Here is a 13,645-nt window from a genome sequence, read left to right on the forward strand (position 1 = left end):
CAACCAGACTCACGCAGTCACAGTCGTCCCTTACCAACAACATGTCCGGTAGAACCTACACCACTCTCAACAACCAGCCCAACGGAGGCAGGGCCAGTACGGTGACGTTAGCGGAGCCGCCGTCGAGAGGCGAGTATAGCTGCTGCCACCGAGTGCTCTGTCTGAACGGAGCGCTATGCGCGTAGTAAGTTAGCACGAATGGCAGCAAACCAGCGACGCAGCCGAACAGGCCGCGCAGCGTGTCACAGTCCTGGCCCTGCCTCCGTTGGGCGTCCGTTCGTTAGTCTAGGTATAATTACCGTCCGCATTCTCCAGTTTCGCCGGTCAAAATCTCAATTCCATGCCCCAGCGAATCCACAATAACCTCCAGGCACTCTCTAACCGCCTTAGGACTCCCCGGCAAATTAACAATCAACGTCCCCTTCCGGATCCCAGCTGTAGCTCTACTCAACATCGCCCTCTTTGTGATCGTCAGACTAAATGCACGCATAGCCTCCGGAATCCCCGGCACACGCCGCTCGATCACATCCTCCGTAGCCTCCGGTGTTACATCCCTCTGGGAAAACCCGGTACCACCCGTAGTCAAAATCAGCTCAGCCAAACCCATATCCGCAATCTCCGCCATCCGTGCACTCAGCATCCCACGGTCATCCGGCAAAACCTCCACAGAAACAACCTCATACCCGGCCGCCTCCATGATTTCCTTCACAGCCGGCCCGCTGAGATCCTCACGTTCTCCTCTGAAACCCTTATCACTGGAAGTGATCACAGCAACTCTTTTCATCAACACTCAACCTCCGATCTGAGCCATACAAAGCTTCTCCGTTTTATCTTCCTTCTGTTTCTCCAGGCTGCCTCCAAAAGCATGCCCATCCGGCTTTTCCGCCAACGCTTCCAGGATCACCGCCTTCAGCTCCTCATCCGAACCACCGCTGCGGATCATTGCCCGAAGATCCCTCCCGGCTGCATACTGCAGACAGGTTTTCAAAAACCCCTGGGAAGTCAGCCTTATCCGGTTGCACTCCCCACAGAACTTATGGCTCACTGCACTGATAAACCCGATCTTTCCTGAAAAACCGTCCACATCATAATAATGACACGGTCCATTCCCAAGGGGCTCCCCGACATACGGCGAAAACCGTGGTAGCTTTTCCCCAAGGATCCCAAACAGCTCCTCCTCCGACACCCCATGAAATTCTTTTCCCATCCCAATGGGCATCATCTCAATAAACCGCACATGCACCCTGTGATTCCTGGCAAGAAGTGCCACCCGGCAAAGATCCTGCTCCGGAATCCCAAGGGGCACGCAGTTGATCTTCAGAGAAATCTCCGGATACTTCAACGCCTCTGAGATCCCTTCAAGCGTCCGATTCAATTCATCACGCCGGGTAATTCTCCTGCTGCAGGCCTCATCCAGCGTATCCAAACTGATATTCAATCCGTCCAGCCCTGCCCGGGCAAAATCCTTCATCTGCTCCTTCAGAAGCACACCATTTGTAGTCAGAGTCACCTTCTCGATTCCCGTCATATTTTTCAGTTTTTCCACAAGCTGAGGCATTCCGGAACGAACCAGAGGCTCCCCTCCGGTAAGCTTGATCTTCCGGATACCCAGCTCTGCCATCACCCGGCAGATCCTCAAGATTTCCTCTTCCTGCAAAATAAGGGAGCGCGACACATGCTGCACTCCCTCCTCCGGCATACAATAAATACACCGCAAATTACATCTATCAGTTACGGAAATCCTGAGATAATCAATATTTCTTCCGCACCTGTCTATCATTTTTCCTCAAAGCAGAAATCTCCGCTTTTGCCTCCTGTTTTTTCTTCCAGATGGATATCAGACATAACCATGTGCTTGTCAATTGCCTTGCACATGTCATAAATAGTCAGAAGTGCCACCTGAACACCTGTCAGCGCCTCCATCTCCACGCCTGTTTTTCCCTCTGTTTTTACCGTGCAAAATACACGGATCATTCCCGCATACTCATCCGTTTCAAAATCCACAGAACACTTCTGGATGGGAAGTGGATGGCACATGGGGATCAGCTCAGAAGTACGCTTCACCCCCATGATACCTGCCACACGGGCCACACCAAGTACATCACCCTTTTTCACATTTCCGCTTTTTACCGCAGCCATGATCTCCGGGCTTACCTGAATGGAACCGGTAGCTGTCGCTGTACGGTGAGTGACCGGTTTATCGGACACATCCACCATAACAGCATTGCCGTTTTTATCAAAATGATTCAATCCCATACTTAGCAGATCTCAGCACCTGCTGGCATCTCTTTCTCCGGTACCATCAGGGAAAGATTTCCGTCTGCATCCTCTGCACAGAGGATCATACCCTCGCTGAGAATTCCGGCAAGCTTGGCAGGTTTCAGGTTTGTAACGACCATAACCTTTTTGCCAACCATTTCCTCTGCGGAATAGTGAGCCTTGATTCCGGATACGATCTGACGAACCTGGCTTCCGATCTTAACCTGAGAGCAGAGAAGTTTTCTGGATTTCTTAACCTCCTCGCAGGCAATGATCTCACCAACCTGGAACTGAAGCTTCTCAAAATCATCGAAAGTGATCTCCGGCTTTGCCTCGATATCGATCACGTCCTCTGTTTTCTCCTCTTCTACCTCTTCCTTCGGCTCTTCTTTCTTCGGATGAAGCTTCGCAACCTTCTCAAGAACCTCTTTCAGATCAAGTCTCGCAAAAAGAATCTCCGGTTTGTCAGTTACGCGGTTTCCTGAAGGATAAAGACCAAACTGATCCATCTCCTCAAGAGTTCTCTCGTTTGCGTTGAGCTGTACAAGAATACGCTCTGTTGTACGCGGCATAAAGGATTTCAGAAGAGATGCGCCGATGCAGATTCCCTCAACCAGGTTGTAGAGAACTGTTGCAAGACGATCCTGCTTTGTCTCATCCTTTGCAAGTGCCCATGGCATTGTCTCGTCGATATATTTGTTGCAGCGTTTGAACAGAGAGAATACCTCAGTGATGGCATCTGCAACACGAAGCTTATCCATTTTTGCGGAAACGTTTTTCGGAACCTGAAGGATGAAGTTCTTAAGATCCTCATCAACCGGCTCAGTTACATTCTTATTCTCAACAACTCCGTTAAAATATTTGTTGGACATGGAAATAGTACGGTTTACAAGATTTCCAAGTGTGTTTGCAAGGTCAGAATTCAGTCTCTCAACCATCAGCTCCCATGTGATCACACCGTCATTCTCAAATGGCATCTCATGGAGTACGAAATAACGGACAGCATCTACACCGAAGAACTCAACAAGCTCATCTGCGTAGATTACATTTCCTTTGGATTTACTCATTTTTCCATCGCCCTGAAGCAGCCACGGATGTCCGAATACCTGTTTCGGAAGCGGAAGATCCAGAGACATCAGGAAGATCGGCCAGTAAATCGTATGGAAACGGATGATATCTTTTCCGATAAGGTGAAGATCTGCAGGCCAGTATTTGTTGAATTGATCGCTGCTGTTTCCGTCGCAGTCATAGCCGATACCTGTGATATAGTTTGTCAGGGCATCCAGCCATACATATACTACGTGCTTCGGATCGAAATCTACCGGGATTCCCCATTTGAAAGATGTTCTGGATACACAGAGATCCTGAAGTCCCGGAAGAAGGAAGTTGTTCATCATTTCGTTTTTACGTGACTCCGGCTGGATGAAATCCGGATGTGTGTTAATGTAGTCGATCAGCTTGTCTGCATATTTACTCATTTTGAAGAAATATGCCTCTTCCTTAGCCGGTACGCATGGACGTCCGCAGTCCGGACATTTGCCGTCTACAAGCTGGGACTCTGTAAAGAAAGACTCACATGGTGTACAGTACATTCCTTCATAATGACCCTTGTAGATATCACCCTTTGCATACATTTTTTTGAAGATTTTTTTGACCTGCTCTTCATGGTCTTTATCTGTTGTACGGATGAATTTGTCATAGGATGTATTCATCAGATCCCATATACGTTTGATCTCGCCGGAAACGTTATCTACGAATTCCTTCGGTGTAACGCCAGCTTCCTCAGCCTTCAGCTCGATCTTCTGACCATGCTCGTCAGTTCCTGTCTGAAAATATACGTCATAACCCTGCTGTCTTTTAAAACGTGCGATCGCATCCGCAAGAACTACCTCATAAGTATTTCCGATATGCGGCTTACCGGATGTGTACGCAATGGCAGTGCTGATATAATATCTCTGCTTTTCCATTTTTTCTTTCCTCCATAATAAAAATAAAAAAACGTCTTCCCATACCATAACGATATGAGAAGACGAGTTATTACCCGTGTTACCACTTCTTTTCGTTCCTGCCTCGCGGCAAAAACCTCATCAGGTACAGCAGTTTCTATACCTTTCCGCTATAACAGGCGGTCCTGTCATCACCTGCCGGTGTCCATTAAACGGGACATTCACATTTCGCTTATCACGTTCAAACCGGTTCAGCAATGCCTCTCCGAAGCCATCTTCCATCTGCGCCTGCACATCCCTCTCAGTCTCGGAACTCCTTATATAAAAAGTTCTCCGGGGATTTCCCTGTAGTACGGTGTACACATGTACTCTCTTCTTCCACGAGTTTTCCATATGGGAAAATCGTAACACATTTCTGATGGTTTGTAAACGGGGAATTTCGTTACTGTATTACATTCTCCTCTGCCTGTACATCCACCGCCACGCCATCCGGAACGCAATAGTTGTCAGCGTCATTCCTGCTGCCATGCTCACTGCAAAAAGGATCGTATAGATTCCATCTTTCTGGAATTTCGCCCAGTCCTTCATCAACATCCAGTTCATAGTCCGGTAAAGTGCTGCTCCCGGAATCAGCGGAATTGTCGCGGAAACCAGAAATACAGTTACCGGCGTTTTATGAATTCTTGCCATACATTCTGCATACAAAGTAATAGCTACTGTTGACCAGAAGCCGCACGCATACGGACTTGGCGTTATGAACTCCACTGCCAGATATACAGCCCAGGACAGGCAGCCTCCTACAGCCGCAAACCAGAGTTTTTTTCCATGGATATTAAATAATGCCGCAAAGCCGAGGGATCCTGTGAAGGATACGACCAGCTGTATGATTTCCCGCATATTTTCCTCCTGAATAAATCATAACTACTCTCAAATGCTCCCATTATCTGCTGCGTTTCGCTACTCCGCAATTGATACAGTATGTGAATTACTCATTCACTGCTTATTGCTTTTCGCAACCTTCAAGAGAATTTCCCTGATTCGGTTAAAACAACAGATTCGCCACCGTAAAACCAAGGCCCACGACCAGTGCCAGCAAAAGTGCCTCCATACATCGGATCAAACCTGTAATGGTATCTCCTGAAAACATATCGCGTAATGAATTGGTAAATGCAATTCCCGGTATCAGAAGCATGATATTTCCGATACTGATCAGATCCGCATGATGTCCAAGCCCGATCAGAACTGTAAGATTGGAAAGTACTCCGCCGGCTCCGCAGCAAAGAAGCACTGTCAGCAGCGAGTTTAATGCGCCCTTTTTTACAAAAGCCTCAAACAGCTTCAGGGCGATACCTATCAGCGCAGAAGCGATCATATCGTTGACATCTCCTCCGAAAAACACGGAAAAAGAACCCGAAATTACAGCATAGATCAAAATCTGCGTTTTAAAAGAATATCCTTGTTTATCCCGGATCTTTTCCAGCCCCTTCTGGATCTCCTCCGGCTTCGGCCGATACTCACAGATATATCTGGAAAGCTGGTTCAGGTCATCCAGCCGCCCCAGGTCATTGGCCATTCCCGGCACACGCCGCGTCTGGGTGCAGATTCCAAAATCTTCTCCATAAATCGTCGTCACAATACTGGATGTGATAGAAAAAACATCCGCCCGGGTGGCTCCATATGCCAGGCAGATCCGCCGTATGGTATCTTCCACACGTCCAACCTCTGCTCCGCAGCAAAGAAGCTGTTCACCAATTGTCATCGCATAATATAAATACTGTTCCGCTTCCTCCCGCGTCATCCGGCATCCCTCTCTTTCCTGCTTTATTTCATCTTTATCTATTTTAGGACACGTAAATATTAAAATCAACAAGGATTTTTTGTCTTAATATTCATTTCTTCTATATTTCCTCAAAGTAATAAGCAGATATTTTTGTTCAAAATAAAACACCACCTGGACAAAAAAGATGTCTATCTCTTCTGTCCGGATGGTGTTGGTGTTTGAAAATCCAATGCTCTGCTCAGTTTTTATTTATTTGAAATCTAATAGATCTTATGCAAGTTTTCCGCCAAGTTCACGGCAAGCTGCAAGTCCTTCATCATCAGGTGTGTTGTTTACAATGAGTCCTTCATCCTCAACAAGCTCTGCACCTGCGTCTTTTGCTCTGCCGCACCATGTTCTCATCCACTCTCCGTCGCCCCAGTCATAGGAACCGAAAAGTGCAACTTTTTTACCGGAAAGTTTGCCTTCCAGATCAGAGAAGAATGGCTCGAACTCACCATCCTCAAGCTCCTCATCTCCCATTGCCGGACAGCCAAGTGCCAGAACATCATAAGAGAGAGCTTTATCTACGTCTGCATCTGCAACTTCCATGATCTCAACATCCGCACCAGCTGCTTTTGCGCTTTCCTCAACAGCCTGTGCCATTGCCTCTGTGTTACCTGTGGAAGACCAGTAAATAATTCCTACCTTGCTCATCTTAAAAACCTCCTGTTTTTAAACTTTATATTATACGCACATCTGAGATGTACAGAGATGCTTCATACCAACAACCTGTAAAATCGAATACCCCGCACGGATCTGCGCCGCAGTAAACTCCCGGCACTTATCATAGCTGTCAAAAATCCTGCGAGCCTGCTCCACATCATCATAAACCTTCCAGTAACCACACATCTTGCAGTCACTGCCTCCGAACTTCCGAAAGCCCTTCACATCTTCAATAGGATAACCCAGAAAAAGACCGATCTCATGAGGAAACTCCGTCTTATGAAAAAATCTCTCCTTCAGACGGGCGATCATCTCATCCAGAGAACCATCTATATTATAACCATCCTGGAGCAAAAGCTTCCTGGCTTCTTCCTGCTTAAGATATTCCTGCAGCATATCCGGCCGGTACACCAGAAGAAGATAATGCTTCCTGCATCCACAGATGATCTCCATACGGATGCCTTCCCGTTCAAGACTCTCCTTATAATCCGAAATGATCTCCGGCAGCTCCGGCATTTTTTCCTTGGAAAAGGAAACAAGGTTCGCCGGTTTCATTCCCATTAATACAGGGGAACAATGATAACCTATGACAGATTCAAATTTTGCACAAGTCATTTGCATTCTCCTTTACGCTTTAGTTAGATTTCCCTAACTATCGTAAATATACTACTAAAGTTAGTTTGTGTCAACTTATTTTTTTAAAAATTCTCTTCATTATTTTTTACTGATAAAGTCCCATCATTAAGGGTAGAATATTTCTATAAAATAAAAATATTTCAGGATAATCAGATCAAAATCTCTTGACAAATCTCTCTCTGTCATGTATTATAATATCAGTAATAATTACTATTACCAATATGGAGGAAACATTATGGCAGCACTTAAATACAGCCGTCAGAGAGAATCTATCAAGGAATTTCTGAGATCCAGAACAGATCATCCAACGGCAGACACAGTATACGAGAATCTTCGACAGATCTACCCCAACATCAGTCTCGGAACTGTCTACCGTAATCTTTCTCTTCTCAGTGACATCGGCGAGATCCGGAAGCTGACCAATTTCGGAAGCGCGGACCGCTACGATGGAAGGGTCGCACCGCATTCACATTTCATGTGTACCAGATGCAACCGGGTGATCGATATGCAGTCAGACAGCCTTAACGGAATTCTTGAGCAGGCAGCTGCAGAATTTATCCACGGAAAAGTCTTTGACGTAGATGCAAGCTTCTATGGAATCTGCAAGGAATGCCTCGAAAAAGAAGAAAAACAGTCTTGACAAAAATAAGATCACATGTTACTATAAAACAGTAATAATTACTATTATTAATTCAAAAGAAACATAAAATCAAAATAACTTTTTATAAGAAAAGGAGATCACAACTATGGCAAAATGGGTATGTAATGTATGTGGATATGTTTACGAAGGCGAGCAGGCACCGGAAGCCTGTCCAGTATGTAAAGCACCAGCTTCCAAGTTTTCCAAACAGGAAGGCGAGCTCACATGGGCAGCTGAGCATGTTGTAGGCGTTGCTAAGGGCGTTAGCGAGGACATCCTTGCAGACCTGAGAGCAAACTTCGAGGGCGAGTGCTCTGAGGTTGGTATGTATCTTGCAATGGCTAGAGTAGCTCACAGAGAAGGATATCCGGAAGTTGGAATGTACTATGAGAAGGCAGCTTACGAGGAAGCAGAGCATGCAGCTAAATTCGCAGAGCTCCTTGGCGAAGTTGTAACAGACAGCACAGAGAAGAACCTTCAGATGCGTGTAGACGCTGAGAACGGTGCTACAGCAGGTAAATTCGACCTTGCTAAACGTGCGAAAGCAGCTGACCTTGACGCAATCCATGACACAGTACATGAGATGGCTAAGGACGAAGCAAGACACGGAAAAGCATTCGCTGGTCTGCTTAAGAGATATTTCGGTAAATAAGAAATCCGCATAGAATAAGGATTTTTTTAAGGGGGAATCACTTCCGTGATTCCCCCTTTTTCGTACAATTTTTATTTAACTGTAACTTTACAGGTTGTCTTCTTTGAGCCGCTTCGGATTGTGATTGTTGCAGTTCCTTTTTTCAGACCTTTGATTACACCACCGGATGTTACTGTCGCGATTTTTTTGTTGGATGATGTGTATGTAACTTTTTCCGGACTGGTTACAGGAGTGACTTTAACTGAAGATGCCAGTTTACGGTAAGTAGTTCCTTTTTTGAGTGTCACTGATTTAGTGCTCACAGTAATTTTCGAAGTTTTTACTGCCCCGTTCTGTACGGTAACTTTGAAAGATGCTGACTTTTTACTTGCGAGAATAACTTTAACTGTAGTACTTCCTGCCTTTTTACCTGCTGTCAGTCTGAAAGTTCCCTTCTTTGTCACAGAAGATACTTTTACGATTCCTGTATTTCCGGATGTCACCTTTGTAACATAATCACCTTTCGCCAGTCCAGCTGCTTTAAATGCAGTGGTAGACTGACCTGCTTTCATTTTCAGGGAAGATGCAGTCAGGGAAATCGTCGGTTTCAGTTTGGCGACTGAAGCTTGTTTTCTGATCACTTTTCCACATACTTTGCAATGACTTCCTTCCGTCTTTCCTGCTTTAAATACTGTCGCTGCAACTGCTGCATCTTTTACAACGGTATGTTTTGCCGGAAGTGTTACTGTTCTTACACCATCACAGGAAGTACATTTATCAGTTCTGCTTCCTTTTGACGTACAGGTTGCCTGAACAGTTTTTACTGCTTTCCAGCTGTGACTGTGTTTTGAACTGTTTTCTCCAATCTCAAAATGTTTCCTTACAAGCCGCTCCCACTCTCCGTTTTTGTTTTTTCGTATGGCAGACAGTGCAAGCCTTGTATTATCATCGGACCTTCTCGTCATGATCGGAAGCTCCTGGCCGGAAACTTTCTGCATATTCCATGCTTCCTCATCGTAATCATATTGCAGTTTACCAGACTCTGTATCCCTCCAGCTCATCACTACGATTTTTATATCATTTCCTGTAATCTCAACGGGATCACCTTTTCCGTTTATATACTGAATCAGTTTTACTTTTAAATTGGCGAGATTAATGGATTCTCCGACAGCCGGATTAAGCAGCTTTCCATTCTTATCTGTCAGATTCTCCGGTAGCAGCATAAATTCGCTGACTTCAAACCATATATCTTTTCTGAAGGCTTCTTTATATTTACCGGTTTTATCCAGAAGTTTTACTGCTACGTAACAGCAGCCAACACCGGTTTTATCGTTGGATTTAATTATAAGCTTCTTTCCATCCGAAGAAACTGCAGCTTCTGCCAGTTTTGACTGTTCTATGATTTCCAGCTTATAATCCTTTACCGGATGCTGGCCACTGGTTTTATCCAGTATGTCTGTCACAATGGTCGTTTCATTGTTCGGTAGCATGGCTTCATTTCCTGCCGTACCTTCCAAATCGTATGTCAGATTATAAAAGCTTTTTTCCTCACTATCATCACTATCATGACCACTGTCACCGAAGCTTCCACTGTCGTTGCCATTATAACCAGGCAGGGTATCCAGTTCATACATTCGTCTTGCTATCTGGTGCCAGTTTCCATCTGCACTTTTTTCCATTGCAACAAGCGCAAACCATGTACCATATCCTGATGTTCTCTCAAGGATCGGGAGCTCCTGACCTGGAACATCAATCCATTTCCAGCCATCCGCATCATAATCACGGTGCACTGTGCCTGTACTTTCATCTGTCTCTGAATATATCACAATCTTGTAATTATCTCCTGTTACCGGAATCGGATCTCCTTTTCCTTTTTTATAGCGGACAAGCTGCGGCTTCATGTTATTTAAAATGTCTATCTGCTGTCCTACTTCAGGAATAAATACCTTTCCATTTGCATCTGTGATATTTTCTGGTAAAAGTACATACTCGCTGACGCTGAACCATATATCTTTTCTGAATGCTTCTCTGTATCCGCCTTTTTCATCCGGTATCTGTACAGATATGTAACAGCAGCCCTGACCGGTTTTATTACCAGATTTAATAACAAGTTTTTTTCCATCTGCAGAAACTGAAATTTCTGCCAGCTTAGACTGTTCCAGGATTTCCAGTTTATAATCATCTACCCTCTGATAATCCTTTGTTTTGTCCTCCAGATAAGTGGTAGCTGTCATTTGACTGTTCGGCAGCATAGATCCGTTTCCTGTCGTATCCTGATAATCATATATCAGGCTGTAGGAACTTTTCTCTTCGCTGTCATCATTATGACCATTGTCATAATCGCTGTTGATCAAAGGATCAAGCGCATAATGATGTCGGGTAATATAATGCCAGTCCCCATTTTCTGATCTCTCCATAGCCAGAAGTGCAAACCATGTAGAATTCTCTGTTGTTCTCTCCAGGATTGGAAGATCCTGTCCCGGAACCGCTATCCATTTCAGACCATCTGCATCATAATCACGAAGTTCTTCGCCTCCAGGCCCTGTCTGTGACATGACGATCTTGTAATTGTCCCCTGTTACCGGAATCGGATCTCCTTTTCCATCTTTGTAACGGACAAGCTGTGGTTTCATGTCTTTTGCTATATCCAGTTGCTGGCCAGCTTCAAGGTTGATGGTTTTTTCCGGCAATATTACATATTCACTGATGTTAACCCCAAATTCCCGTTTAGCCACTTCAGTTCCATTTATGAATGCCGTTGCAGAAATTCTGGCATCTCCGGTTTTATTGTAAACATCCAGCACAATATCCTGGCCATCTAATGATACGTCTGCCATTTTGACACCATTTCCACCAGTTACCGGAGCAACTTTCAGTTCATATGTGGAAACAGCACTCCAATCAGTTGTATCAACCAGACGGGTTTTTATTCTGACATGACTGTTCGGCAGTAAGTCCTGACTCCCACTGGTACCTTCGTATATCAGATTAAGCTGATATTGTTCATTTGCTGTAGCAGACTCTCCATCTTCTGAACCGTCACTGAAGACCTCCTGGTTTTCGGTGTTATCCCCGGATATCTCCGCAATTTCTGATGTGTTTTCTTCTTCTGCTACTTCTTCCGCATTTTCTGCATCATCCTGAAGACTTAATTCCTCATCGTCTTCCAGATCAGACACAGAAGCTGTTTCCCCTGTTATTTCCGAGCCACCGTTCTCCTGAACTGATTCTTCTGTCTCTGCAGTTTCCTGTCCGGTATCTGCTGTCAGTTCCTCAGCTGCTACCGGTATGGCTGCACCCATACTCTGTGAAAACGTAAGTGCTGCAGCCAGAAGCATCGCAATCCTCTTTTTCTTCATATGATTCCCCCATTTTCGTTTTTTCTACTATAATTATACTATACTCATTGGAGGACTGACTATCATATTCTCCTTTATTCGTCAAAATCTGTCGATATATTTTTCAATGAGAATTTTCTGAAAAACATTTACAATTTACATATAGATCAGGCAGATATCTGCAATTCAATTCGCTGCTTGTCTGATCTGATCAAAATATCATTCTATATTGAGGTGACATATCAAGGTATACCCCAAATATGTCAAGAAGCTTACTTACTCTTTTTTATCTTTCTCACACTGTCTTCCCTCACATGATTCCGCAATTCGGTCAGATACTCGGAGAATTTCACCTGCTCGTTTCCATAGGTCATCTGCAGATCATATTCCAAAGGAAGCCATGTTTTGATGTCGGATTCATTGTGCTGGATCAGGGCTTCCAGCTTGTCCAGAGCTTTATAGATCCTGGCCTCCAGAGTCTGCTGCTCTTCCATCTCCTGATAGAGTTCTGACATTTCTTTACTGAATGGCTCCGGCAGGGTTTTCACCCATTCGCCCAGTACATCCGCCTCCTTCTTCGAATCTTTATCCGTCTTTTCAAAAGCAGGGATATCCCCGGTAAAAGCTTCTCCAAGATCATGGATAAGGCACATTTTCATAATTTTCAGAAGATCAGCCTCAGGAAATTCATCGCTGACAAAATAAGCCATCAGTGTGATCCGCCAGGAATGTTCAGCCACGCTCTCCCGCCTGCCGCCTGATGTATAACAGTGGCGCACTGCATCCTTCAATCGTTCTGCAACAGAAAGTACTTCGATCAGTTTTTCTGGTTTCATATATATTACGCTCCTCTTCTTTTTATTATGTCAACCATCTATATCAGCTATTTTCAGCCTATCTTATATAGCTGTCCATAAAACCGTTATAGCATTTTTATTTACTATACCATAATTTCCCACAGAACAGACTACACAAAAGCACTCTCCTTCCTTCTGCACACTGACATTTTCCATCCTGAAAAATTTATCCCACCTGATTTCTAAAAAAACTATAAACCATATTGCATTTTTCTCCATAATCGTCATAATGAAATTATAAACAAAAGAAAGAAGGTGATTGCCGATGGATATCACGGTGTCGGATGAGGTCTCACAGGAATATCATGAGCTTGTGAAGAACATCCTCTGTAACAGAGAGTTCCTGAAGCTGAGCCTGTACACCCACCACCAGTGGACCACACGGCTCATGCACAGTATCAATGTTTCTTACCTCTCCTGGTTCATTGCCAGGAAGCTGGGATGTGACGAGAAAGCCGCCGCAAGGGCAGGACTTCTCCACGATTTCTGTCCCTATGACTTCAGGGCGGAGACACCGACCGGTGAGCATCAGGCGTTTTATCACCCGAAGGCTGCCGCAGATAACAGTGCCGCACACTTTGATGTCACAGACAGAGAGCTGGATGCGATACTCTCACATATGTTCCCTCTGGGACCTCTTCCACGCAACAGGGAAGCCTGGATCATCAGCTTTGCCGATAAAGCCTGCGCCATCGCGGAAGGCTGCCATATCGCCATTGCACTGGCCAGACGCAACCGGATCGTCATCAATCCGGCATAATTTTCACACAAAAAACAGGGCCGTCACCACTTCTGACGAGCCCTGTTTTTGTGTGGAAATTTATTTTATGGTAATACTTTGCAGATTACTTTA

13 protein-coding genes are annotated in these 13,645 nt (G+C 44.9%); 3 read left to right on the forward strand and 10 right to left on the reverse strand.

All coding sequences use genetic code 11. From position 1 onward, the window contains the following. Positions 1-295 precede the first annotated feature (295 nt). The 8 genes from HFM85_RS10795 to HFM85_RS10830 form a co-directional block, all read right to left on the reverse strand. Positions 296-784, reverse strand: coding sequence for a MogA/MoaB family molybdenum cofactor biosynthesis protein (locus HFM85_RS10795; protein ID WP_173738229.1), 489 nt, complete (start codon positions 782-784; stop codon positions 296-298). 6 nt (positions 785-790) lie between these two features. Then, positions 791-1,780 (reverse strand): GTP 3',8-cyclase MoaA, encoded by a 990-nt coding sequence (gene moaA, locus HFM85_RS10800; protein ID WP_173738153.1) that lies wholly within the window; start codon positions 1,778-1,780, stop codon positions 791-793. Then, positions 1,777-2,256: a cyclic pyranopterin monophosphate synthase MoaC gene (gene moaC, locus HFM85_RS10805; protein ID WP_173738154.1), complete on the reverse strand. Its 480-nt coding sequence runs from the start codon at positions 2,254-2,256 to the stop codon at positions 1,777-1,779. Before moaC ends, moaA begins: the two co-directional genes overlap by 4 nt. Before the next feature lie 2 nt (positions 2,257-2,258). Continuing rightward, complete coding sequence (metG, locus tag HFM85_RS10810) at positions 2,259-4,274, reverse strand: methionine--tRNA ligase (RefSeq protein ID WP_173738155.1); 2,016 nt, start codon at positions 4,272-4,274, stop codon at positions 2,259-2,261. A 381-nt stretch (positions 4,275-4,655) separates the two neighbouring features. Next, a complete protein-coding gene (locus tag HFM85_RS10815; RefSeq protein WP_173738156.1) occupies positions 4,656-5,102 on the reverse strand; it encodes a threonine/serine exporter family protein in 447 nt (148 codons plus the stop codon). 145 nt (positions 5,103-5,247) lie between these two features. Continuing rightward, on the reverse strand, positions 5,248-6,003 hold the full coding sequence (locus HFM85_RS10820; RefSeq protein ID WP_173738157.1) for a threonine/serine exporter family protein: 756 nt from the start codon (positions 6,001-6,003) through the stop codon (positions 5,248-5,250). Positions 6,004-6,255: 252 nt separating this feature from the next. Then, complete coding sequence (locus HFM85_RS10825; protein ID WP_173738158.1) at positions 6,256-6,681, reverse strand: flavodoxin; 426 nt, start codon at positions 6,679-6,681, stop codon at positions 6,256-6,258. A 30-nt stretch (positions 6,682-6,711) separates the two neighbouring features. Continuing rightward, positions 6,712-7,305 carry a DUF3793 family protein gene (locus tag HFM85_RS10830; RefSeq protein WP_173738159.1) on the reverse strand — a complete coding sequence of 198 codons (594 nt, stop codon included), beginning with the start codon at positions 7,303-7,305 and terminating at the stop codon, positions 6,712-6,714. A gap of 256 nt (positions 7,306-7,561) precedes the next feature. Here HFM85_RS10830 and HFM85_RS10835 point away from each other — a divergent pair, with 256 nt between their 5' ends. After that, positions 7,562-7,966 carry a Fur family transcriptional regulator gene (locus tag HFM85_RS10835; RefSeq protein ID WP_173738160.1) on the forward strand — a complete coding sequence of 135 codons (405 nt, stop codon included), beginning with the start codon at positions 7,562-7,564 and terminating at the stop codon, positions 7,964-7,966. A 106-nt stretch (positions 7,967-8,072) separates the two neighbouring features. Next, positions 8,073-8,618, forward strand: coding sequence for an NADH peroxidase (locus HFM85_RS10840; protein ID WP_173738161.1), 546 nt, complete (start codon positions 8,073-8,075; stop codon positions 8,616-8,618). 71 nt (positions 8,619-8,689) lie between these two features. Here the strand turns inward: HFM85_RS10840 and HFM85_RS10845 are convergent, their stop codons facing one another. Together HFM85_RS10845 and HFM85_RS10850 are read right to left on the reverse strand one after the other, a co-directional pair. Continuing rightward, positions 8,690-11,956: an Ig-like domain-containing protein gene (locus HFM85_RS10845; RefSeq protein WP_173738162.1), complete on the reverse strand. Its 3,267-nt coding sequence runs from the start codon at positions 11,954-11,956 to the stop codon at positions 8,690-8,692. A 251-nt stretch (positions 11,957-12,207) separates the two neighbouring features. After that, positions 12,208-12,771 (reverse strand): HD domain-containing protein, encoded by a 564-nt coding sequence (locus tag HFM85_RS10850; RefSeq protein ID WP_173738163.1) that lies wholly within the window; start codon positions 12,769-12,771, stop codon positions 12,208-12,210. Positions 12,772-13,057: 286 nt separating this feature from the next. Here HFM85_RS10850 and HFM85_RS10855 point away from each other — a divergent pair, with 286 nt between their 5' ends. Beyond that, positions 13,058-13,552 carry an HD domain-containing protein gene (locus HFM85_RS10855; protein WP_173738164.1) on the forward strand — a complete coding sequence of 165 codons (495 nt, stop codon included), beginning with the start codon at positions 13,058-13,060 and terminating at the stop codon, positions 13,550-13,552. Positions 13,553-13,645: the final 93 nt, after the last annotated feature.

Origin of the sequence: Blautia schinkii (assembly GCF_013304825.1) — a bacterium.
Lineage (GTDB): Bacteria > Bacillota > Clostridia > Lachnospirales > Lachnospiraceae > Blautia_A > Blautia_A schinkii_B.